The following is a 22,916-nucleotide window of genomic DNA, read 5'->3' as shown; positions in this document are numbered from 1 at the left end:
CGGCCGGGAGCCGTCGGGCAGCCGCCGGCCTACACTGGCAGCATGACCGGTGAAAAGGACCTCCGCACGCTGTTGGCGCGGATGCATCCCGTGCTCCGCGACGGCGAGTTCGTCTACGCGCTGTGGCCGCACGGCAGGCCGCTGGCAGGGGACATCGCTGCTGCCGTGCGCGAGGCCGAGGGGCTGACTGTCGTGTTGCCGCGGGCGGAAGCGGACCGCATGGGGCTCGCGTACGACTTTGTCGCGGCCTGGATCACGCTCGAGGTGCACTCATCCCTGGAGGCCGTGGGCCTGACCGCTGCCGTCAGCGCCGCCCTGACCGAGGCGAAAATCAGCTGCAATGTGCTCGCCGGATTCCACCATGACCACCTGCTGGTGCCCGTGGCGGAGATGGACCGGGCCCTGGAGATCCTGCACCGGCTGTCCGCAGAGGCCGGCGGGCAGCGGCAACCGTCGGTGTAGTCGAAGGGCGGGCCTGAGGGGATACCATGGACCGGGCGCCCCAGTAGCCCAATTGGCAGAGGCAGCGGACTTAAAATCCGCGTGTTGTGGGTTCGAGTCCCACCTGGGGCACTGCCGGATGGGTAGCCGCCTGCGCCGGCCGTGCATCTCCTGCGGTCCGCTTCTGCAACGGCCAGATTCCTTCCATGCAACGAGTGTTATAAGGATGTGACCCGTCTCACTTATGTTCCCGTTAAATATGCATTAGCTTGAAGCTAAATCAGGAACACCTGATCTTTCGCGTCAAAGGCCGTTCGCACCTTTAGATCGAGGAGATTGTAAATGACTTCACTCCCCCAGGTGGCGCCGCGCATCGCTAAGCTCACAGCGCTTAGCATCGGCGTCGCCCTTCTGGCTACGGCCTGTGGCGGTTCGTCCACGCCGACGTCAACAACAGGATCAGCTTCCGCCAAGGCCGCAGGCATCTCCTGCCCGGCCCCCAGCGCCAGTGCCGCCACCACTGCCACAGCCGGCGCCGGCGGCTCCGTCCCGGCCTCCTCGACGACAACACCAACCCCGCTCAAGATTGGCTCGCTGCTGCCGACCACCGGATCCCTGGCGTTCCTCGGGCCGCCCGAAATCGCGGGCGTCAACCTCGGCATCAAGGAAGTCAACGACGCGGGCGGTGTGCTTGGCAAGCCGGTCGAGGTCATCCACCGCGACTCCGGTGACACGAAGACGGACATCGCCACGCAGTCCACCACGGCATTGCTTGGCCAGGGCGTCAGCGCAATCATCGGTGCCGCATCATCGGGCGTGTCCAAGACCGTGATCAACCAGATCACTGGGGCAGGGGTCGTCCAGTTCTCGCCGGCCAACACCTCTCCGGACTTCACCACCTGGGATGACAAGGGCCTCTACTGGCGCACCGCGCCCTCGGACGTGCTCCAGGGCAAGGTCCTCGGAAACTACATGGCCACCTGTGGGGCCCAGACCGTCGGCATGATCGTCCTGAACGACGCCTACGGGACCGGGCTTGCAAAGAACGTGCAGGCAGCCTTTGAAGCAGCCGGCGGCAAGGTTGTTGCCCAGGAGCTCTTCAACGAAGGTGATTCCCAGTTCAGCAGCCAGGTGGACAAGGTCCTTGCGGCCAAGCCGGATGCCATTGCCCTGATCACCTTTGACCAGGCCAAGAGCATCGTTCCGCTCATGACGGGCAAGGGCGTCAAGCCCACCCAGATCTTCATGGTGGACGGCAACATGTCCGACTACAGCAAGGACTTCCAGCCCGGCACCCTGAAGGGTGCGCAGGGCACCATCCCGGGCACGTTCGCCAAGGATGACTTCAAGAAGAAGCTCCTCGCCATCGATCCCGCGCTGAAGGATTACAGCTACGCAGGCGAGTCCTACGATGCAGTGAACCTCATTGCCCTGGCTGCCGAAGAAGCCAAGAGCACAAAGGGTGTTGATATCGCGGCACACCTCAAGGACGTCTCCGAAGGCGGCGAGAAGTGCAACGACTTCCCGTCCTGTGTCACGCTGCTCCGGAACGGCAAGGACATCGACTACGACGGCCAGTCCGGCCCCGTAACGTTCTCCGACGCCGGTGACCCGACGGAAGCCTACATCGGCATCTACCAGTACCAGGATGACAACACCTACAAGCCCGTCAAGGAAGAATTCGGCAAGCTGTAAGCCGACTCCTCGTCGCATATCAGAAGGCCCCCGTCCGCTCCGGACGGGGGCCTTCTGCGCGTCGGGGAAGGTGAGACGAGCGCTGAGGCGCCGGAGGCAGCCGCTTGTGAAAGCGCCGTTGTTGCTGGCCCACGGCGGCAGGGTTCCCTGCCCGAGCTTGCGAGGGGAGGGGACGCCGGGGAGGAACGAGCGCAGGCGCCGAGCAAGTGGCTGCGGAGGCGCCCGGAGGAGGATCACGCCGTTTGGGCTGCGCCGGGCACGCAGGAGGGCCGCCACCGGCTGGTGACGGCCCTCCTTGGCGCCTATCGGGTACTGCCTGGAAGGGCTTACCCGACCTCGTCCGCCAGGGTGCCCAGATAGAGCTGGATGACCTTGGGGTCCTTCATGAGCTCCCGTCCGGTGCCCGTGTACGCGTCCTTGCCCTGGTCCAGGACGTAGCCGCGGTCACAGATCTGCAGGCAGCGCCGTGCGTTCTGCTCGACCATGATCACCGAGACGCCGGCCCGGTTGATCTCGTGGACCCGCAGGAAGGTCTCATCCTGTTTGACGGGGGAGAGGCCTGCGGAAGGCTCGTCGAGCAGCAGCACGGCCGGATCCATCATCAGGGCCCGGCCCATGGCCACCATCTGGCGTTCACCGCCGGAAAGGGAGCCGGCCCGCTGCGCGCGCCGCTTGCCGAGTTCCGGGAACAGGCTCGTGACGAAGTCGAACCGCTCGGAGAAATCCTTGGGCCGCTGGAACATGCCCATCTGCAGGTTTTCCTCGATGGTCAGGGTGGCGAAAACGTTGTTGTTCTGCGGGACAAAGCCGACACCCCGGCTGACGAGTTTGTTGGCCTTCAGACCGGTGATGTCCTGGCCTCGGACGACGACCGATCCCGAGTGGACCTTGACCAGGCCGAACATCGCCTTGAGCAGCGTTGACTTTCCGGCGCCGTTGGGGCCGATGATGCCGATCAGTTCGCCCTTGCGGGCCTCGATGCTGCAGCCGTTGAGGATGTTGACGCCGGGAAGGTAGCCGGCCACGAGGTCGGTGACCTTGACGACCGAATCCTCATCGTAGCCGGGCTTCGCGGCGGGCGCCGCGCTGGTGGCGCTCATTCTGTGTCCTTCCCTGTGCGGTCGGCCCCGGGGCCCTGGTCGGTCGGTTCGGCGTCCAGGACGTCGACGGCGATGATGCCGGCATTCTCGGTTCCCACGATCGACTCCTCGTCGGCTTCAAGCTCGGCGGCGAGTTCCTTGATGCCCTCGGTGTCGCCGAGATCCACGTCATGGTGTGCGCCCAGATAGGCGTCGATCACGGCCGGGTTCTTCATGACTTCGGCGGGCGGGCCCTCGGCCACGATCTTGCCCTCGGCCATCACGACGACCCAGTCGGCGATGTGGCGGACCATGTTCATGTCATGTTCGACGAACAGCACGGTCATGCCCTCGGCCTTGAGGTTCTTGATGTGGTCCAGGAGGGACTGCGTCAGTGCGGGGTTGACCCCGGCCATCGGCTCATCCAGCATGACGAGTTTGGGCCGGACCATGAGGGAACGGGCCATTTCCAGCAGCTTGCGCTGGCCGCCGGAGAGCGAGGCCGCGTAGTCGTCCTTTTTCGCGTCCAGCTTGAATTTCTCCAGCAGGACATTTGCCTGGGCGGTGATCTCCTTTTCCCGGCCGCCCCACATACCCTTGAACAAGGCCTTCGAGAGCCGTTCGCCGGGCTGCTGGGACCCGCCCAGGCGCATGTTTTCCATGACGGTGAGCTTGCCCATGACCTTGGTGAGCTGGAAGGTGCGCACCATGCCCATCCGGGCCAGCTTGTACGAGGACACGCCGGCAATGCTGCTGCCTTCGAACTGCCACTTGCCCGTGTTCGGCGTATCGAAGCCCGTGAGCAGGTTGAACAGGGTTGTCTTGCCGGCCCCGTTCGGGCCGATCAGCGCCGTGATCTTATGCCGCGGGATCTCGAGGTATTCGACGTCGACGGCGTTGATGCCACCAAAGGTGCGCGTGACGTTCTCGGCAACCACGATGGGATCGCGCTTCTTGCAGCCGGGCGCAGTCTCGCCGGCGGCAATCGGGCGGGTATCCGTCATGTAGTTGATGGTTTCTTCTGATGACTCTTCGCTCATGCGAACGCCAGCTCCTTCTTGTTGCCGAAGACACCCTGGGGCCTGAAGATCATCAGCAGCATCAGTGCGACGCCCACCAGGATGTATCGAAGCTGCCCGGCCTGGACGGTGTTCAGCCAGGTGACGGCGCCGGATTCGATCAGGCCGTAGAGGATGTCCTGGGTGAGCGAGAGCACGACCCAGAAGATCATGGCGCCGACGACCGGCCCCAGCACGGTGCCGAGGCCGCCCAGCAGCAGGCAGGTGTAGAGGAAAAAGGTCAGCTCGGTGCCGTAGTTCGCCGGCTGGACCGCGCCGCGGGGGAGCGTGAAGATCATCCCCGCCAGGGCGCCGAGGATGCCACCGATGATGAGCGCCTGCATCTTGTAGGCGTACACGTTCTTGCCGAGCGAGCGGACGGCGTTCTCATCCTCGCGGATGCCCTTCAGGACGCGGCCCCAGGGGCTGCGCATCAGCAGCCAGACCAGGGTGCAGCAGATTGCGACGACCGCCCAGCCGACGACGCGGATGAAGAAGTCCCTGTTGTTCATGCCCAGATAGCTGCCTTCAGGGAACGGGTTCATCGCGTAGAAGTCGCCTTCGAAGGCGGCGAGGCCGTTGGCCGAGCCGGTCACCGAGGTCAGCTGGTTCGTTGTAACGATGTATCGGACGATTTCCGCCGCCGCGATCGTGACGATGGCCAGGTAGTCGGCCCTCAGCCGGAGGGTCGGAATACCCAGCAGCATGGCGAAGATCGCCGAGCAGACCACCGCGATGAGCAGGCCGACGAAGAACGGGACCTTGAAGGTCAGGGTGGAGATGGCGAAGCCATAGGCGCCCACCGCCATAAAGCCGGCCTGGCCGAAGTTGAGCAGGCCCGAGTAGCCGAAGTGAACCGCAAGGCCGAGCGCGGCGAGCGCGTACGCCGCCGTCGTCGGGCTGAACAATTCACCGGCAGCGCTGGAAAGAATGAATCCGAAGTCCATGGCTGTCCCCTAACCCACGCGCTCGCGACGGCCCAGAATGCCCTGAGGCCGGAACAGGAGGACAACAATCATGATGAACAGCGCTCCCACATATTTAAGGTCGGCGGCAAGGCCGAACACGGTGGTCAGCTCCACGAAGATGCCGACGATGATGGATCCGATCAGGGCGCCGAAGACCGTGCCGAGGCCGCCCAGGGTCACGCCGGCGAAGATGAGCAGCAGGATCTGCGAGCCCATGTCGAAGGTGACGCCGGGCCGGTAGTACGCCCAAAGAATGCCCCCGAGGGAGGCCAGCATGCCGCCGACGACCCAGACGAGCCGGATGACGGAGTCGACGTCGATGCCGGAGGCGGCAGCCAACGCCGGGTTGTCGGCCACCGCGCGGGTGGCCTTCCCCAGCCGGGTCTTCAGCAGGACGATGCCGATCAGGGCGATGACGACCGCGCTGATGACGAGCGACCAGAGGTTGTTGGGCGAGATCGAGACCGGGCCGATCTGGATTTCCGCGCTCTGGGCGTACGGCAGTTGCTGGGTGGCGCCGCCGAAGTAGAACTGGATCACATAGCGGACGGCCAGTGCGAGGCCGATGCTGACGATCATCATGGGGACCAGTCCCGTGCCGCGGCGCCGCAGCGGCTTCCACAGGCCGGCGTCCTGGACGTAGCCGAACAAACCGCCGCCGAGCAGGGCGAGGAGGATGGCCAGCCAGAACGGCAGGTGCATGGCATTGAACGCGAAGACAAGGACCGCACCGAGGGTGACCATCTCGCCGTGGGCGAAGTTGGTCAGGCCGGTGGTGCCGAAGATCAGCGAGAGGCCGACGGAGGCAAGTGCCAGCAGGAGGCCGAAGCTCAGGCCTGCCACCAGCCGGTTCAGCAGGTTCTGGCCGAAGTCCTGCTGCTGTATGACGATGCCCTTGCCGAAGGCGAAGATCACCGAGAGGTTGGAGGTCTGGCTGAAGGTGACCTTGCGCGGGTTCTCCTGGCCCTCGGCCAGCTTGATGCCCTGCGGAAGGGTGGATTCATCCAGCTTGATCTCGTACGTTCCCTGGGTGGGGACGCCGATGGTCCAGGAACCGTTGGCTGCGGATTTGGCCGTTCCCGTGAAGTCGCCGCTTGTGGCGGTGATGGTCACGTCCGCGAGCGGTGCGCGGTCGTCGCCGCGAAGAAAGCCGCTGATGGTGTCCGTGAACTGGGTGGCCGACGGGGATGGTGTTGGCGCGGGAGACGTGGCCTGCGAAGCCGGGGCGACGATGAGCAACAGCGCGGCGACGGTGGCAAAAACAGCCCCCACAACTTTCAGCAGTCTGCCGCGCCGTCTCTGCGACAGGCCTCTCGGTGTGTTTCTCAAATTGAAAACCTCCACATGGGGTGGTGTGGGTTGCGCCTGTGCAACCGCTGCGAACGGTCAGGGGGACGAACGGCGGTGCGGTGGTGCTGTGCAATGTGATGCTTAGGACTTGTGACATCCATCACCCTGTGCGGCCCATGTTACAGCCCGCGGGGGCCAATGAATGCCGTCGCGAGCAGGCAAAACGTCGCGATCGGATAACAACCGTGGGAACTATCCGTACCTGCCGGACGTGGGAATTGGTAGCGTGAGCTTTATCGGTCAGCACGCACCGGATCATCACTTACCCCCTATTTGGAGGACACCAGCAATGGCACTTGGCGGAAACCCGATCTTTAACGGAAAGAATTTCCGTGGGGCCATCCAGGCACCGCCTGCCCCACAGGCCTACGGACAGGGTTCCTACGGCCAGAACGCCTACGGCCAGGGCCAGTTCGGCCAGGTGCCGGGCCGGGCGCCCGGCCAGGTCATGGACGCCCAGGGCGGCTGGAGCGCTGCCCGGCAGGGGATGACCCAGGAGCAGTTGCAGCAGATGTACAACCGGCCCGCCGCCGGTCCTGCCGACACGGGCCGCATGACGTTTGACGATGTGATCGTCAAGACTGCCGCGTGCCTGGGCGTGCTGATCGCCGGCGCGGCCGTCACACTCCTGGTGGCGCAGGGCCCGGCCATGATGCTGATGCTCGCCGGCGCGCTGGGCGGCTTTGTCCTCGGCCTCGTCAACACGTTCAAGAAGCAGCCTTCACCGGCGCTGATCCTGGCGTATGCGGGCCTGGAGGGACTCTTCCTCGGCGGACTGACCCGCGTCCTGGACGGGATGTTCCCCGGAGTCGGCCTGCAGGCCGTCATCGGTACGCTCTCCGTCTTCGCCGTGACCCTCGTACTGTTCAAGAGCGGCAAGGTGAGGGCGACACCGAAGGTCATGCGGTTCTTTATGATCGCCATGATCGGCTACGCGGTCTTTGCGCTCATCAACATGGTCATGATGTGGACCGGCGCCGTAAATTCCCCCTTCGGCCTGCGCACCAGCGTCGAGATCTTCGGTATCCCGCTGGGCGTGTTCATCGGCCTGTTGGCGATCGGCCTGGCCGCCTTCTCGCTGATCATGGACTTCACCAGCATCGAAGCCGGCGTCCGCAGCGGCGCCCCGCAGCGCTTTTCCTGGACCGCGGCCTTCGGCCTCACCGTTACCCTGGTGTGGCTCTACGTCGAGATCATCCGCCTGCTGGCAATCCTCCGCGGCGACGAGTAACCCCGGCGCCACCCTGGTCTGCGGAGCGTCAGCTGAGCCGCTCCAGGATGACCGCCATGCCCTGGCCGCCGCCGACGCACAGCGTGGCGAGGCCCAGGTGTCCGTCCCGTTCCCGGAGCCCGTTCAGCAGGGTCGTGGTCATCCGGGCGCCGGTCATGCCGAAGGGGTGCCCCAGCGCAATCGCCCCGCCGTGGACGTTGAGCCTCTCCGGGTCGACGCCGAGTTCCCGTGCGCTCGCCACGACCTGGACCGCGAAGGCCTCGTTGAGCTCCACGAGGTCGATATCCCCGATCTTGAGCCCGGCTAGTTGCAGCGCCCGTCGGGTGGCCTCGACCGGCCCCATGCCCATCAGTTCGGGGGACAGCGCGCTGACTGCGGTGCAGACGATCCGCGCCAGCGGGTCCAGCCCCAGTTCGCGGGCCCGCGCGTCGCTCATGACGACGACGGCGGCCGCGCCGTCGTTGAGCGGGCAGGCATTGCCTGCCGTCACGGTGCCTTCGGCCCGGAACACCGGCTGCAGCGTACTGACCGACCCGAGCGTCACAGCTGCCCGCGGGGAATCGTCCCGGTCGACGACGGTGCCGTCCTTCCTCCGGTACGGCGTGATTTCGCGGGCGTAGAACCCGGAAGCGATGGCGGCTTCGGTCCGGTTCTGGCTGAGCACGGCCCAGGCGTCCTGCTCCGCGCGGCTGATGCCGTGGCTCGTGGCGACATTCTCCGCCGTCTGGCCCATGGCGATGTACACGTCCGGCATCCGGGCGCCCAGCCGCGGGTCGGTCCAAGGGGTGTTCGAGGACGCGCGGGCCGCGGTGCGCTTCCCGGCTGCGTCGAAGAGCGGGTTGTGGGTGCCGGCGTCGGTTTCCCCGGCACCGGCCCAGTCCCGGTAGCGCGACACTGACTCCACCCCCGCCGCTAGGAAGGCCTGCCCTTCCCCTGCCTTGACGGCGTGGAACGCCATCCGGAGGGTCTGCAGGCTCGAGGCGCAGAAGCGGTTGATCGTGGCGGCGGGTACGTTGTCCAGTCCGGCCAGGATGGTGACCACGCGGGCCATGTTGGAGCCGGCCTCGCCGCTCGGTTCCGCGCAGCCCAGGTACAGGTCGTCCAGGCCCTGGCCGGGGCCCGCCTGCGCGTCGAAAGACGGAAGCTTGGCAAGGGCGGCCGCCACCATGGCCGCGGCGAGGTCATCGGGCCGCTCGTCCTTGAGCGAGCCTTTGAAGGCCCGTCCGATGGGGCTTCTGGCAGTAGAAACTATGACGGCTTCCGGCATGCGCCCAGCCTACGCTCCGGCTACGCCAGCCGCATGGCCCCGGCCGCGGGGCGCACGCTGAAGATGTCCGGCGCCGCGTAGCCGGCCTGCGCGAAGGCGCGTTCGACGGCGGCCCGGACCTGCGGTTCGGCGCCCGCCGGGGCCAGCGCGATTGCCGAGCCGCCGAAGCCGCCTCCGGTCATGCGGGCACCGATCGCGCCGCCGGAGCGGGCGGCGTCCACCGCAAGGTCCAGCTCGGCGCAGGAGATCTCGAAATCGTCCCGCATCGAGGCGTGGGAGGCATCGAGCAGCGGGCCGATCGCCTCCGGACCGGCGGCCTCGAGCAGACCGACGGTCCGCAGCACGCGGTCGTTCTCCGTGACGACGTGGCGGACCCTGCGGAATGTCTCGGCGTCCAGCAGCCCGCTGGCCTCTTCCAGGTCCTCCATCCCGACGTCGCGCAGGGCCTTCACGCCGAGCACTTCGGCGCCGAGTTCGCAGGATTCCCGCCGCGAGCCGTAGCCGCCCTCGGCGTGCGAATGCGAGACCCTGGTATCGATCACCAGCAGGACCAGACCGGCGCCCTCGGCGTCGAACGGCACCAGGCGGACGCTCTGGTCCCGGCAGTCGAGGAAGACGGCGTGCCCCGGCGTGGCCCGCAGCGAGGCGGACTGGTCCATGATGCCCGTCGGGGCGCCGACGAATTCATTCTCGGCCCGCTGGGTGGCCAGGACCATGTCCTCAACCCGCAGCCCGGCGGCGGTGAGGGTGTTCAGGGCGGAGATCACAGCGCATTGGATCGCATGCGAGGAGGCCAGCCCGGCGCCCCGGGGCACATCGGAGTCCAGCAGCAGGTCCAGCCCGGGAATGGGAAGGCCCCGCTGCTGCAGCGCCCAGATGACGCCCAGCGGATACTTGGTCCAGCCCCGCGCGGTGGAGCGGTCCAGGGCGCCCGTATCCGCCGTCGTTAATCCCTGGTTGCCGAACGTGGACAGCATCCTGAGGGTGGAATCAGGGCGGAGGCGGACGGCCACCCGGGCCGTCCTGTCGATGGCGAAGGGCAGCACGAAACCTTCGTTGTAGTCCGTATGCTCGCCGATCAGGTTCACGCGGCCGGGCGCCTGCCAGACGCCGTCGGGGGCCACGCCAAACACGCCCTCGAACCGGGACGCAAGTTCATTGGTGCCCAGGATCATGCGGTTCCTTCCCATTGGGGGGTGACGGATGCCCCAGCTTATCCGCCGCCCTGTACCGTGGTGCCATGGATCTGAGCGAATCCCCCGGCACTCCGGGTAGTCCCGATAATTCAGTGCGGCGCTGCGCCACCGGCAGGCAGTATGAGCTGCGGCGCGGAGACGCCCGCGCCGTCGTCACCGAACTGGCCGCCGGCCTCCGGCTGTACAGCCGGGGCGGCACCGCGCTGACCGAGAGCTACAGTGACTCGGAGATTGCGCCCGGCGCCGCCGGGATCACACTGGCGCCCTGGGCCAACCGCGTGGAAGACGGGGTCTGGCACCTGGACGGCAAGAAGCAGCAGCTGGACATCACCGAAGTATCCCGGAACAACGCCAGCCACGGGCTGCTGCGCAACGCCTCCTACGAACCCGTGGCCCGATCCGAATTCGCCGTGACGCTGGAAGCTGCCATCTTCCCCCAGCACGGCTACCCCTTCCTGCTGCGGCACCGGGTCCGCTACGAACTGGGCGCCGAGCTGGGGCTGGCAGTCCGGCAGACCCTGGTCAACGACTCCGGCACGCCCGCGCCGTTCGTCCTGGGCTCCCACCCCTACCTCCGGCTGGGGGAGGTGCCCAGCGAGGAACTGACCGTGACCGTGGGCGCCCGCACCCGGCTCGTGACGGACGGGCGGCTCATCCCGCGCAGCACCGAGGCGGTCAGCGGGGACTTCGACCTACGGGGCGGCCGGAAGGTGGCCGGGCTGGAGATCGATTCCGCCTACACCGACCTGGACTTCGACGGCGGGGTGGCCCGCCACACCCTCCGGGCGCCGGACGGGCGGAGCGTGAGCCTTTGGCAGGACGGGAGCTGCGGCTACGTCCACGTCTTCGTGACAACGAACTTCCCGGGCCGCGCGAAGGCGGTGGCCATCGAGCCCATGACCGGCCCGGCCAACGCCTTCAACAGCGGCGCGGGCCTGCGCTGGCTGGCGCCGGGGGAGAGCTTCAGCATGAATTGGGGTATCAGCGCGTCGCTGGGCTAAGCCCAGGGGCGCGGATCTGCCCTGGGATGCGCCGGTTTCCCGTGCGCTTCCCAGCGGTTTTCCATCGGTTTCCCATTCGGGGTGTACTGGGGAATCATGGGGCTATGATGCCAGCTGAGGACGCCGCCCCACGGACCCGCATCGATTCCGGCGGGCCCGTGGCCGCGCCGGCGCCGGCCGCGCGGGTACTGACGGACCGTGAGCTCGATCAGGATATTCCCTACGGCGTCCGCATCGCGGCGTCCTGGGCCTGGCGGATCGGGCTCATCCTCCTCGTGGCCGGCACGCTTATCTGGCTGCTGGGCAAGATCAGCTTCCTCATCATCCCCGTTATGGTCGCTGCCCTGCTCGCGGGGCTCCTGAGCCCCGTGGCGCGGTGGCTGGCCCGGCACCGGGTGCCGAACGGCCTCGCCGTCGCGATCACTGTCCTTGGCTTCATCGGCGTGATCGCCGGCGCGCTGTCGCTCGTTGGCCGGCAACTCGCGGCCGGCTTCGGTGAACTCTGGTCCGAGGCGCTCGCCGGGGTCCAGCAGGTCCAGGCGTGGCTGTCCGAAGGCCCGCTGCAACTGACGGCCGCCCAGATCGACCAGTACATCAAAGACGCCACCGCGGCGCTGCAGAACAACAGCAGCAGCATCCTCAGCGGGGCGCTGACTTTCGGCAGCACGGCAGGCCACTTTGCCGCCGGCCTGGTCCTGGCGCTCTTCGTCCTGATCTTCTTCCTGCTCGAAGGCAGCCGGATCTGGGGCTTCCTCGTCGGGCTGCTGCCCAGGAAGGCCCGGGCCGCCACCTACGGGGCCGGCCGCCGCGGCTGGGCCTCGATGGTCAGCTACGCGCGGATCCAGATGTTTGTCGCGTTCGTGGACGCCGTCGGCATCGGGGCGGGCGCCGCCATCATCGGAGTGCCGCTGGCGCTTCCGCTCGGCGTGCTGGTGTTCCTTGGCTCCTTCATCCCGATTGTCGGTGCCCTCGTCACCGGCGCCGTCGCCGTCCTGCTGGCCCTCGTGGCCAACGGGCCGGTCAACGCCCTGGTCATGCTGGGCATCGTGCTGGCCGTGCAGCAGCTGGAGAGCCACATCCTGCAGCCCCTCGTGATGGGCAAGGCCGTGGCACTGCACCCCGTGGCCGTGATCCTGTCCGTCGCCGCCGGATCCTACCTGGCGGGAATCCCCGGTGCGCTATTCTCGGTGCCGATCCTCGCCGTAGCAAACTCGTCGATTCGCTATATTGCCGGCAGAACGTGGGAACATGAGGAAGTGCCGGCAACCGCGCGTCTCCAGGGCATCCCTGCACCCGACGGGACCGGCGCAGACAACACGTTTATGGACGTCCACGTGCCGGGCGACACCCCCGGCCGCCGCGACGCCCGCCATAACGGTGTTCCGGGCGGCGATGCCGGACGGGACGCCGGAGCCTGATCCGACGAAGGAGAACAGTTCGTGAATACCCTTGAGAGCCTGCCCGTCACGCTGGACGATGTCCTGGAGGCGCAGAAGCTGCTCGACGGGATCATTACGCGGACACCGATCGAGTCCTCGCGGGCCCTCGGCGCCATGGTGGGCGGCGAGGTGTTCCTCAAATGCGAGAACCTCCAGCGCGCCGGGTCCTTCAAGGTCCGCGGCGCCTACGTGCGGATGGCCAAGCTCACCGCCGAGGAGAAGAAGCGCGGTGTCGTCGCTGCCTCGGCCGGCAACCACGCCCAGGGCGTAGCGGTGGCCGCCAAGAGCCTGGGCATCAAGGCCCGCATCTACATGCCGCTCGGCGTCGCCCTGCCGAAGCTCGCCGCCACCCGCAGCCATGGCGCCGAGGTCGTACTGCACGGGCACAACGTCGACGAGGCCCTCGCCGAGGCCAAACGCTACGCGGATGAAACCGGCGCCGTCTTCGTCCACCCCTTCGACGACGTGGACATCGTGGCAGGCCAGGGCACGGTCGGACTCGAAATCCTCGAACAGGTCCCCAACGTCGACACCATCCTGATGGGCGTCGGCGGCGGCGGCCTGCTCGCCGGCGTCGCCGTGGCCGTCAAGGCACGGGCGAAGGAACTCGGCCGGGAAATCCGGATCATCGGGGTGCAGGCCGAAAACGCCGCCGCCTACCCGCCGTCGCTGGCCGCGGACGCCCTCGTCCCGCTCAAGCGCGTATCCACCATGGCCGACGGCATCGCCGTGGGACGGCCGGGCCAGCTGCCCTTCAGCATCATCCGCGAACTCGTCGACGACGTCGTCACCGTCAGCGAAGACGCCCTGGCCCGGGCCCTGATCTTCCTGCTGGAACGCGCCAAGATGGTGGTCGAGCCCGCTGGTGCGGTCGGCGTCGCGGCCCTGATGGAAGGCAAGATCGAAAACCCCGGGACCGTTGCCGTGATCCTCTCGGGCGGCAACATCGACCCGATGCTGATGCTCAAAGTCATCCAGCGGGGCCTCTCCGCCGCCGGCCGCTACATGACGGTGCGGATGATGCTGGACGACCGTCCGGGCTCGCTGGCCACCATCGCCCGCATTATCGCCGAAAATGACGCCAACGTCACCGGGCTGGACCACACCCGCCTGGGCGGCTCCATCAGCATGGGTGACGTGTCCATCACGGTCAACCTGGAAACCAAGGGCCACGAACACAGCGAGCAGGTCCTCGCGGCGCTGCGTGCCGAGGGTTTCCAGCCGATTGTGGTGCACTAGCGGCCATGGTGCTGGACGCCTTCCGGAGTGAACGGCCCCGCGCCGGTGACACCCCGGCCGCCCGCGCCCGCCGGGGGCTGCTGGTGGTGGGCTCGTTCGTTGGGCTGCTTTTCGTGATCGAGATCGTCAATACGGTCCTGCTGCACTCCCTGAACGGCGTGTTCGGCCTGCGCCCGCGCAGCCTGGACGGAATCCTGGACATCCTGACATTCCCGCTGCTGCACGCCAACCTGGCGCACCTGCTCTCCAATGCGCTGCCGCTGATGGTCTTCGGCTTCCTGGTGTTTCTCTCCGGGCTGCGGGTGTTCGTCACCGCGCTGGCGTCCAGCTGGCTGGGATCCGGCGCGGCGGTGTGGCTGATCGGACTGAACCTCACCGTCGGCGCCTCCGGGCTGGTCTTCGGGCTCTTCGCATTCCTGCTGGTGCGGGGGTTCTTCAACCGCAGCTGGTGGCAGATCCTGCTCGCCGTAGTGTTGTTCATGGCCTACGGCGGCATCCTCTTCGGCATCCTGCCGACAGTGGCAGGCTTCGTCTCCTGGCAGGCGCACCTCGGCGGGGCTGCTGGCGGCGTCGTGGCGGCGCTGCTCCTGAGCACCCGCCGGGCGGGGCAGCTGCGCGCCGGACGCTAAAAGAAGTCCACCAACGACGACGCCGGCCCTCCCGCTGAAGGGGAGGGCCGGCGTCGTGGTTCCGGTGTGCTGTATCCCGGTGTCAGCCCGCGAAGGGCTTGGCGGAGATGATCTCGACCGTGATGACCTTGCCGTTCGGGGCGGTGTAGCTGAGCGACTCGCCCTCCTTGTGGCCGACGATGGCCGCGCCCAGGGGAGATTTCTCGCTGAAGACGTCGAGATCGGAATCCCCGGCGATTTCGCGGGAGCCGAGCAGGAACGTCTCTTCGTCGCCGGCAATCCTGGCCACGACGAGCATTCCGGGCTCCACGATTCCATCGTCCGCGGGGGACTCGCCGACGTGGGCGTCCCGGAGCAGTGCGGTGAGCTGGCGGATACGGGCTTCGATCTTGCCCTGCTCCTCCTTGGCGGCGTGGTAGCCACCGTTCTCCTTGAGGTCGCCCTCCTGGCGGGCGGCCTCGATCTTCTGGACGATTTCCGCGCGGCCAGGGCCGGAAAGGTGGTCCAGCTCTGCCTTCAGGCGGTCAAAAGCTTCCTGGGTAAGCCAAGCTGCAGTTGCGCTGTTGGTGGTAGACACGGACTTCTCCTTTTTGTGGTCAAACAAGCAAAGACCCCGCCACGGTGGCCACTTTTAAGACTCAGTAACCAGCTCAGCGGGGGAAAGGTATTGATCCATTGTAGTCAATCCTGTGGATAAACCAAAGATCGCTGCGGCGTGGGTCACACCGCGTTATCCGGCGCCGCCGGCTGGTGCCGTGCTCCATGGGCTACTTTGCCGCGTCCGGAACCCAGCAGCTGTCCACGACGCCGGAGACGGCCTGCGATTCGGTGCGCACCAGCGCCCGCTGGACGCTCGTGCGGCCGCCGTCCGCCCCCGAGCCGGCGGCATTGGGCCCGATATCCAGGACTTTCCAGCCGACGACGGCGAACCTGTCATCGAGGGCCTTGACGGCGCATTTGGCGTCCGCTCCCGGGTCCTTGGTCACCTGGAAGTCGATTTCCGCGAGCGTGGCGTCCGGGGTGCTGTAGCCGATGTCCTTGAAGCTGACCGCGGGAGTCGCGGACGAGATCGAGAGCCAGGCCAGGAGTCCGATGACGGCCACGAGGGCGGCGATCAGGATGCCGCGTTTGGCCTTGCCGGTCAGGGCACGCTTTTGACCGCCGTAACGATTGGCTAGGCTGGTAGGGGCCGGTGCGGGCGCGGCAGGCTGATCCTCGGAAGTCACCACTCCAGTTTAGTGTGGATCGGACGGGCTAATTTCCGCGCCGCCGGGCCGCAAGGCACACCGGCCTGGCCAGCACCGCTTTTTCAGCCCGCTTTTTCAGACCCGCCGAACGAACCTGCAGAAGAAAGAGGAGCCGTCCCACGATGACAGCGTCCCCCAGCCCGTCAGTGCCGCTTCGACTGCTGGCCGTCCATGCTCATCCCGACGACGAATCCAGCAAGGGCGCCGCCACGATGGCCATGTATGCCGCCGCGGGCATCGACGTCCTGGTGGCGACCTGCACCGACGGCTCCCGCGGTGACATCCAGAACCCTGCGATGGAAGGCGAACCGCACCCCAAGCGCGACATGGCAGGGGCCCGCCGGCTGGAGATGACCCGGGCGGCCCGGATCCTCGGCGTCAGCCAGCGCTGGCTGGGTTTTGTGGATTCCGGACTTCCGGAAGGCGATCCCTTGCCGCCCCTGCCGGCGGGCTCCTTCGCCGTGCAGCCCCTGGAACGGGCCGCCGCGCCCCTGGTCAGGCTGGTCCGCGGGTTCAAGCCCCACGTGATCCTCAGCTACGACGAGAACGGCGGCTACCCGCACCCGGACCACATCATGGCGCACCGGGTGGCAGTGGAGGCCTTCGAAGCCGCCGCCGATCCCGCCCGCTACCCGGGAACGGGCGATCCCTGGGCGCCCGGCAAGCTGTACTACGACCGCGCTTTCAGCCCGGACCGCTTCCGTGCCCTGCACTTCGCGCTGGAGGAAGCCGGGCTGCAGTCCCCGTATGCCGAACGCCTGGCAACCTGGCTGGAGGCGGATGCGGAAGGCCACACCCCTCCGGCGCCGACGCACCCCACCACCACCCAGATCGAGTGCGGGGACTTCTTTGAAGCCCGCGACGATGCGCTCCGGGCGCACCGCACCCAGGTGGATCCGGAGGGATTCTTCTTCGCGGTTTCCCCGGCGATGCAGCGCCGGATCTGGCCGTGGGAAGACTACTCCCTGATCCAGTCCCGGATCCCCACGGAGCTGCCCGAAACGGACCTCTTCGCCGGGCTAAGATAGACCCAGCGGGCCATTTCTATACGGTGTAGAAGCCGTTTGAAGCACTCCCACAGCAGAAACCCGGCAGCAGAAAACCAGTAGACGCGGCCCGCCGTCGGATCCCGCCACCGGGGCCGACCCAGTTCCCACAGAAGGTTCCCAAGTGCATTCCTTGCTCATCGCCCTGGCAACGGCCCCGGCGCCCACCCCGTCGCCGTCGCTGCGTCCGGGACTCTCCCAGGACCAGGTCACGCCCGGCCTGCTGGGCTTCCTGCTGACGGCCTTCATCGTGGTGCTGACGGCGCTGCTGATCGTGGACATGGTGCGGCGCATCCGCCGGGTCCGCTACCGCGGGCAGGTGGAGGAAGAACGCGCCGCGGCCGAGGCAGGAACTGACGGCGCCGGCCAGGAGCCTGAAGCCGGCGGCGCCCCGGGGACTGCCCACGGTGCCGGCTCCCGCCCGGAAGCCAACGGTCATGCCGGGCCCGGAACCCGCTGACGGCGGTCCATCCCGAACCTTTCCCGAGGCCGCCAACGCCCTGGGCGGAGAACCCTCTGCCTACCTCCGGCAACACGCCGGGAACCCCGTCCATTGGCGCCCGTTCGGCGACGAGGCCTTCGCCTTTGCCGCCGCCCGTGACGTCCCGGTGTTCCTCTCGATCGGCTATGCGGCCTGCCACTGGTGCCACGTCATGGCCCACGAATCATTTGAGGACCCGGCCACCGCGGAGTTCCTGAATGCCAACTTCGTCGCCATCAAGGTGGACCGCGAGGAGCGCCCTGACGTCGACGCCGTCTACATGGCCGCCACCCAGGCGATCAGCGGCGAAGGCGGCTGGCCGATGTCAGTCTTCCTCCTGCCTGACGGCAGGGCCTTCCATGCCGGCACCTATTACCCGCCCCGGCCGATGCCGGGCCGGCCTTCCTTCGGCCAGGTCCTCGAGGCCGTACGGGAGGCCTGGCGGGAGCGCCGCGGCGCCGTCGAAGCCAATGCCGCCACCTTGGCGCGAGGCATCGCCGGGTCACAACTTGGTTCAGCCGTCCGGCTCGACGGGCCGCCCGGGCCCGTGGACGCCGCCTTGCTCCCGGAAGCCGTGCGCGCGCTGGCCCGTTCGGAAGACCCGGAGGACGGCGGTTTTGGCGCCGCGCCCAAGTTCCCGCCCTCCGCGGTCCTTGAATTCCTGATCCGACACGCCGCCGTGCCGTCGGCCGCTGCTGGCCCGGACACCGCGGCGGCCGCCCGGGACATGGCGGGCCGCACGCTCGCCGCGATGTCCCGGTCGGCGCTGTTCGACCAGCTCGACGGCGGCTTCGCCCGCTACTCCGTGACGCGGGACTGGTCCGTTCCGCACTTCGAGAAAATGCTCTACGACAACGCCCAGCTGCTCCGCGTCTACGTGCACTGGGTCCGGCTCGGCGGTACGGCGCACTTCCCGGCCGCGGAGGCTGCGGAGGTCGCCTCCCGCACCGCCGACTGGATCCTGTCCTCGCTGGGCCTCGGGGCCGCCGGCGGGGCGGGCCCAGAAGGCGGCCCCGAGGCTCTCGCCTCGTCCCTGGACGCCGACACCGTGGTGGAGGGCGTGCACTCCGAGGGGGCCAGCTATCTCTGGACGGCCGCGGAGCTGGCCGGTCTGCTGGGGCCCGCGGACGGTCCGGCCGTGGCGGAACTGATGAATGTGCATGCCCGCGGCACGGTCTCCGCGGACGGCTCCCCGCTGCACCCCGGGCGCGCGGCCGGCGGCGGGGAGGCCGCCCTGTGGCAACGGGCCCGGCCGTTGCTCCTGGCAGCGCGGAACCGCCGGCCGCAGCCGGCCCGGGATGACAAGGTCGTGGCCGGCTGGAACGGGCTGGCCGTCGCGGCGCTGGCCGAAGCCGGCGCCGTGCTGGGCCGCCCGGAGCTGGCCGGAGCCGCCGAACGGATCGCGGCGTACCTGGCGCGCGTGCACTGGAAGGCAGGCTCCGGCGGCGGACCCGGCACGCTCGTGCGGGTGTCCCATGCCGGGGCAGCCCGGGGGATCGGCGGCCTGCTGGAGGACTACGCCTTCTGCGCCGAAGGCCTGCTCGCGCTTTACGCCGTCTCCGGCCGCACCCGCTGGTACCGGCTGGCCGACGCCATGGTGCAGGCCGCCTGCACGCGGTTCGTGGCCGACGGCGCCCTGACGGACACCGCGGGGGAGTCGGAGCAGGTGTTCAATGCCCAGGGCCGGCGCGCCGCTCTGGACCCCTTCGACGGCGCCACCCCCAGCGGGGCCGCGGCCTTCGCGGGCGTGCTGCTGTCCTACTCGGCACTCTCGGGTTCGAGTCAACACCGTGCCCTGGCCGGCAACATCCTGTCCCTGCTGCCGCCGCTGGCCACCCGGGCGCCCCGGGTGGCAGGGTGGCTGCTCGCGACGGCGCAGGCCGGGCTGGCAGGCCCGGTGGAGGCCGCCGTCGCCGGCCCGGACACGCCGGAGCGGGCGGCAATGCACCGCGAGCTGCTGCGCTCGCCCAGCCCGGGGCTGGTGATCGCGGTCCAGGACGGCGGCGACGCCGGCGGTGAAGATGCCGCGGCGGTGCCGCTGCTGCACGGCCGCGGCGCCGGTCCGGACGGCGGCCCCCAGGTGTTCCTGTGCCGCGGCATGGTCTGTGACCGTCCGGCGGGTTCCGTCGAAGGGCTGCGGGAACGCCTGGCTGCCATGTCCCGATGACCCGCGCCCAGGCAATTCATTGCGCGCGGGGCCGGGGCGGCTCAGCCCAGGACGGCGATGGCAATCGCGATGAAATGGGCGGCAAAGGCGAACACCGTGAACGCATGGAACAGTTCGTGGAAGCCGAAGTGCTGGTAGCTGAAGTTCGGTTTCTTCAAGGCATAGAACACGGCGCCGGCGATGTAGAGGGCACCCCCGACGCAGATCAGCACCGCCGATGCGACATTGGCGGCGAAGAACTCCGGCAGGTAGAACAGCGAGCCGCAGCCCAGGGCGATGTAGATCGGCACATACAACCAGCGCGGCGCATGGGTCCACAGCAGCCGGAACAGCACACCAAGGATGGCTCCGGACCAGATGATCCCCAGCAGCAGTTCGGCCTTGGGCCGCTCCAGCAGCGCCCAGGCCAGAGGCGTGTAGCTGCCGGCAATGACCAGCATGATGTTGGTGTGATCGAGCCGCTTCAGCACGATCTTGACCCCGGGCGACCAGTTCCCGCGGTGGTAGATGGCGCTCACCCCGAAGAGCAGCACCCCGGTGAAGGCATAGACGGCGGAGGCGGTCTTCAGATCGGGGGTGGGGGCGAGGATCACCAGGACCAGGCCCGCGGCCAGGGCAAACGGCGCCGTGAACGTGTGGATCCAGCCGCGCCACTTGGGCTTGATCATCAGGAGTTCGGCAATCCGGACCGCGGCTTCGTCCACCGGACCGTGTCCACGGCCCGGGTGCCGCTCCGGCCGCGGCTCGCGGCTGTTGCTATCCATGCCGCCATAATAACTTACGCGGCAGTAAGTTACCGGAGGGTAAGTATTGTGCGGTCGGAAATGGCGGCGGGCTTGCACACGGCCCCTCCTTCCGGAAGGTAGCCTAGGATCTGCACTGCAGTCGTACTTTAAGGAAGCCAGGTGAATCTCCGGATGGAACTGCCCGGGTTCCTTTATGGCTTCTACGAGCGCTCGCTCCAGCGCTCGCTGGACCCGGGGCGCATCCCCAAACACATCGGTGTCATGGTCGACGGCAACCGGCGCTGGGCGCGCCAGTTCAACGCCCCCACGAGCCAGGGGCACCAGGCCGGGGCCGACAAGATCCACGAGTTCCTCGGCTGGTGCCAGGAACTCGGCGTCAAAGTCGTCACCCTGTACATGCTGTCCACGGACAACATGAGCCGCTCAGGCGAGGAACTTGACCTGCTGATGGGGATCATCGCCAACACGCTGGACCGGCTGGACGACGACGCCGACATTTCCGTACACGCCATGGGCGCCCCGGAACTGCTGCCGGACTACCTGGCCGAGCGGCTCAACCACCTGACCGCCCGAACTCCCGTACGCGACAAGATCCACGTCAACGTCGCCGTCGGCTATGGCGGCCGCCGCGAGATTGTCGACGCCGTCCGCGAACTGCTGCACGACGCCGTCGCCCGCGGGGAGGACATCGGGAAGCTGGCCGACGAGCTCACCGTGGACGACATCTCACGGTTCCTGTACACGCGGGGCCAGCCCGATCCGGACCTGGTGATCCGCACCTCGGGGGAGCAGCGGCTTTCCGGGTTCCTGATGTGGCAGAGCGCGTACAGCGAATTCTACTTCTGTGAGGCCCTTTGGCCGGCGTTCCGTAAAGTCGATTTCCTCCGCGCCCTGCGCGACTACGCCGGAAGGCAGCGGCGCTTCGGCACCTGAGCCGGTGTTCATCACGAGTTAATCAGACGGCAACAGGAATCGCCCACGAATGGCCGGGGAAACGCCGGGTCGGAGATTTACCTTTGACGCATTGGCAGGCAAACCGCCGGCCAATCGGGGAGGCCAGTACATGGAGCGGATGTTCGCACCGGGTGCAGGGGAGGCCGCGTCCGGCCTTCAGGCCGAACCGCCTCACCAATAACAATTCCGGGCATGTGCCCCGGGGCTGGAGTCGATGTGGCTATCTCTGAACAACTGCCCGACGTCAATACCGACCAGGGACGGAAAGCTACCTCTCGCGCCAAGCGAGCCACCTCAAAGACCGGTCCAGCGGATTCCCATGCTGCGGCCGGTCCCGCTGTTTCCGGGGAAGAAACGGCAGGGCGGGAATCGGCCCGGAGCTTCGTGATCGACACCTCGGTGCTGCTCTCGGACCCGCGGGCCCTGCTGCGCTTCGCCGAACACGAGGTCATCCTGCCGATCGTTGTCATCACCGAGCTCGAAGGCAAGCGCCATGATCCCGAACTCGGCTACTTCGCCCGCAAGGCGCTGCGGCTCCTCGATGACCTGCGGCTTGAGCACGGCGGCCTGGACCGGCCCATCCCGATCGGCCGCGACGGCGGCACGCTTATGGTGGAGCTGAACCACATCTCCGCCGAGGTGCTCCCGGCCGGATTCCGCGGCGGGGACAATGACAGCCGGATCCTCGCGGTCGCCAAGAACCTGGCCAACGAGGGCCGGGACGTCACGGTGGTGTCCAAGGACCTGCCGATGCGCGTCAAGGCCTCGGCCATGGGGTTGCAGGCCGACGAATACCGCAACGAGCTCGTCAAGGACTCGGGCTGGACCGGCGTCGCGGAAATCGACGCGAGCGAGGAGGACGTCTCCACCCTCTACGGCCACGAGCCGGTCTTCATCCCCGAGGCGGCCGAGATGCCGACAAACACGGGGCTGGTCCTGCTCTCCAGCCGCGGATCGGCCCTGGGCCGGGTGGGGGCGGACAAGCAGGTGCGCCTGGTGAAGGGCGACCGCGACGTCTTCGGACTGCACGGGCGCTCGGCCGAACAGCGGCTCGCAATCGACCTGCTGATGGATCCCGAGGTAGGCATCGTGTCCCTCGGCGGGCGCGCCGGCACCGGAAAGTCCGCGCTGGCCCTCTGCGCCGGCCTCGAGGCCGTCCTGGAGCGCCAGGAGCACCGCAAGGTGATCGTCTTCCGGCCGCTCTACGCGGTGGGCGGCCAGGAACTCGGCTACCTGCCAGGCTCAGAGGCGGAGAAGATGAATCCGTGGGCGCAGGCGGTCTTCGACACCCTCGGTGCGCTCGTCAGCCAGGAAGTCGTGGAGGAAGTGATGGACCGCGGCATGCTCGAGGTCATGCCGCTGACCCACATCCGCGGCCGTTCGCTGCACGATGCATTCGTGATCGTGGATGAGGCACAGTCCCTCGAGAAGAACGTGCTGCTCACCGTGATGAGCCGCATCGGCCAGAACTCGAAGATCGTCCTGACCCACGACGTCGCCCAGCGCGACAACCTGCGGGTCGGCAGGCACGACGGCGTTGCCGCCGTCGTCGAGACGCTCAAGGGGCACCCGCTCTTTGGCCACGTCACCCTCACCCGCTCGGAGCGCTCGCCGATCGCGGCGCTCGTGACGGAGCTGCTGGAGGGGGCGGAGATCTAGGCTGCGGGCCGCGGCCTCCCGCC

Annotated in this window: 20 protein-coding genes, 1 tRNA gene and 1 pseudogene; 13 read left to right on the top strand and 9 right to left on the bottom strand. The window is 67.8% G+C overall.

The window, feature by feature from the left end:
- Window positions 1–42 precede the first annotated feature (42 nt).
- The 3 genes and pseudogenes from E5206_RS17535 to E5206_RS17525 form a co-directional block, all read left to right on the top strand.
- A pseudogene (locus tag E5206_RS17535) lies at window positions 43–414 on the top strand (ACT domain-containing protein); the annotation flags it as partial.
- Between the two features lie 85 nt (window positions 415–499).
- Window positions 500–573: transfer RNA gene (locus E5206_RS17530), tRNA-Leu, on the top strand.
- Window positions 574–783: 210 nt separating this feature from the next.
- Window positions 784–2,136: an ABC transporter substrate-binding protein gene (locus E5206_RS17525; protein WP_136323603.1), complete on the top strand. Its 1,353-nt coding sequence runs from the start codon at window positions 784–786 to the stop codon at window positions 2,134–2,136.
- 326 nt (window positions 2,137–2,462) lie between these two features.
- Here the strand turns inward: E5206_RS17525 and E5206_RS17520 are convergent, their stop codons facing one another.
- The 4 genes from E5206_RS17520 to E5206_RS17505 are packed head-to-tail and all read right to left on the bottom strand — an operon-like array spanning window position 2,463 to window position 6,513.
- Window positions 2,463–3,236, bottom strand: a complete 774-nt coding sequence (locus tag E5206_RS17520) for an ABC transporter ATP-binding protein (RefSeq protein WP_136323602.1) — start codon at window positions 3,234–3,236, stop codon at window positions 2,463–2,465.
- The gene (locus E5206_RS17515; protein ID WP_136323601.1) at window positions 3,233–4,255 is read right to left on the bottom strand and encodes an ABC transporter ATP-binding protein; all 1,023 of its coding nucleotides are present in this window, start codon (window positions 4,253–4,255) and stop codon (window positions 3,233–3,235) included. The genes E5206_RS17520 and E5206_RS17515 overlap by 4 nt, the downstream gene beginning before the upstream one ends.
- Window positions 4,252–5,220, bottom strand: coding sequence for a branched-chain amino acid ABC transporter permease (locus tag E5206_RS17510; protein ID WP_136323600.1), 969 nt, complete (start codon window positions 5,218–5,220; stop codon window positions 4,252–4,254). The genes E5206_RS17515 and E5206_RS17510 overlap by 4 nt, the downstream gene beginning before the upstream one ends.
- Window positions 5,221–5,229: 9 nt before the next feature.
- Window positions 5,230–6,513 (bottom strand): branched-chain amino acid ABC transporter permease, encoded by a 1,284-nt coding sequence (locus E5206_RS17505; protein WP_136323599.1) that lies wholly within the window; start codon window positions 6,511–6,513, stop codon window positions 5,230–5,232.
- A gap of 367 nt (window positions 6,514–6,880) precedes the next feature.
- Between E5206_RS17505 and E5206_RS17500 the strand changes: the two genes are divergently transcribed.
- Window positions 6,881–7,822, top strand: coding sequence for a Bax inhibitor-1/YccA family protein (locus E5206_RS17500; RefSeq protein WP_136323598.1), 942 nt, complete (start codon window positions 6,881–6,883; stop codon window positions 7,820–7,822).
- 28 nt (window positions 7,823–7,850) lie between these two features.
- Here E5206_RS17500 and E5206_RS17495 read toward each other — a convergent pair whose 3' ends face one another.
- The gene (locus E5206_RS17495; protein WP_136323597.1) at window positions 7,851–9,089 is read right to left on the bottom strand and encodes an acetyl-CoA C-acetyltransferase; all 1,239 of its coding nucleotides are present in this window, start codon (window positions 9,087–9,089) and stop codon (window positions 7,851–7,853) included.
- Window positions 9,090–9,109: 20 nt separating this feature from the next.
- The gene (gene galK / locus E5206_RS17490) at window positions 9,110–10,264 is read right to left on the bottom strand and encodes a galactokinase (RefSeq protein WP_136323596.1); all 1,155 of its coding nucleotides are present in this window, start codon (window positions 10,262–10,264) and stop codon (window positions 9,110–9,112) included.
- 65 nt (window positions 10,265–10,329) lie between these two features.
- Here galK and E5206_RS17485 point away from each other — a divergent pair, with 65 nt between their 5' ends.
- The 4 genes from E5206_RS17485 to E5206_RS17470 all read left to right on the top strand — a co-directional run bounded on the left by E5206_RS17485 (window position 10,330) and on the right by E5206_RS17470 (window position 14,593).
- The gene (locus E5206_RS17485) at window positions 10,330–11,286 is read left to right on the top strand and encodes an aldose 1-epimerase family protein (protein ID WP_136323595.1); all 957 of its coding nucleotides are present in this window, start codon (window positions 10,330–10,332) and stop codon (window positions 11,284–11,286) included.
- 104 nt (window positions 11,287–11,390) lie between these two features.
- A complete protein-coding gene (locus E5206_RS17480; RefSeq protein ID WP_136323594.1) occupies window positions 11,391–12,704 on the top strand; it encodes an AI-2E family transporter in 1,314 nt (437 codons plus the stop codon).
- Window positions 12,705–12,725: 21 nt separating this feature from the next.
- Window positions 12,726–13,964 (top strand): threonine ammonia-lyase, encoded by a 1,239-nt coding sequence (ilvA, locus tag E5206_RS17475; RefSeq protein WP_136323593.1) that lies wholly within the window; start codon window positions 12,726–12,728, stop codon window positions 13,962–13,964.
- A gap of 5 nt (window positions 13,965–13,969) precedes the next feature.
- Complete coding sequence (locus E5206_RS17470; RefSeq protein ID WP_136323592.1) at window positions 13,970–14,593, top strand: rhomboid family intramembrane serine protease; 624 nt, start codon at window positions 13,970–13,972, stop codon at window positions 14,591–14,593.
- A gap of 82 nt (window positions 14,594–14,675) precedes the next feature.
- Here the strand turns inward: E5206_RS17470 and greA are convergent, their stop codons facing one another.
- Window positions 14,676–15,170 (bottom strand): transcription elongation factor GreA, encoded by a 495-nt coding sequence (greA, locus tag E5206_RS17465; protein ID WP_136323591.1) that lies wholly within the window; start codon window positions 15,168–15,170, stop codon window positions 14,676–14,678.
- Window positions 15,171–15,360: 190 nt separating this feature from the next.
- Window positions 15,361–15,819, bottom strand: a complete 459-nt coding sequence (locus E5206_RS17460) for a DUF4307 domain-containing protein (RefSeq protein ID WP_136323590.1) — start codon at window positions 15,817–15,819, stop codon at window positions 15,361–15,363.
- A 143-nt stretch (window positions 15,820–15,962) separates the two neighbouring features.
- Here E5206_RS17460 and mca point away from each other — a divergent pair, with 143 nt between their 5' ends.
- From mca to E5206_RS17445, 3 genes are all read left to right on the top strand, one after another.
- Window positions 15,963–16,868 carry a mycothiol conjugate amidase Mca gene (gene mca / locus E5206_RS17455; RefSeq protein WP_136323589.1) on the top strand — a complete coding sequence of 302 codons (906 nt, stop codon included), beginning with the start codon at window positions 15,963–15,965 and terminating at the stop codon, window positions 16,866–16,868.
- Window positions 16,869–17,010: 142 nt separating this feature from the next.
- A complete protein-coding gene (locus E5206_RS17450; protein WP_136323588.1) occupies window positions 17,011–17,346 on the top strand; it encodes a hypothetical protein in 336 nt (111 codons plus the stop codon).
- Window positions 17,324–19,534 carry a thioredoxin domain-containing protein gene (locus E5206_RS17445; protein ID WP_136323587.1) on the top strand — a complete coding sequence of 737 codons (2,211 nt, stop codon included), beginning with the start codon at window positions 17,324–17,326 and terminating at the stop codon, window positions 19,532–19,534. The genes E5206_RS17450 and E5206_RS17445 overlap by 23 nt, the downstream gene beginning before the upstream one ends.
- A gap of 41 nt (window positions 19,535–19,575) precedes the next feature.
- Here E5206_RS17445 and E5206_RS17440 read toward each other — a convergent pair whose 3' ends face one another.
- Complete coding sequence (locus tag E5206_RS17440) at window positions 19,576–20,298, bottom strand: hemolysin III family protein (RefSeq protein WP_205759958.1); 723 nt, start codon at window positions 20,296–20,298, stop codon at window positions 19,576–19,578.
- A gap of 153 nt (window positions 20,299–20,451) precedes the next feature.
- Between E5206_RS17440 and E5206_RS17435 the strand changes: the two genes are divergently transcribed.
- Entirely contained in the window at window positions 20,452–21,213 is a 762-nt protein-coding gene (locus tag E5206_RS17435) for an isoprenyl transferase (protein ID WP_136324206.1), read from the top strand.
- Window positions 21,214–21,450: 237 nt separating this feature from the next.
- Window positions 21,451–22,893, top strand: a complete 1,443-nt coding sequence (locus tag E5206_RS17430) for a PhoH family protein (protein WP_136323586.1) — start codon at window positions 21,451–21,453, stop codon at window positions 22,891–22,893.
- Window positions 22,894–22,916 lie beyond the last annotated feature (23 nt).

The organism is Arthrobacter sp. PAMC25564 (assembly GCF_004798705.1).
Lineage (GTDB): Bacteria > Actinomycetota > Actinomycetes > Actinomycetales > Micrococcaceae > Arthrobacter.
The sequence above is the reverse complement of the archived record's forward strand: the minus strand, read 5'-3'. Positions and strand labels throughout refer to the sequence as shown.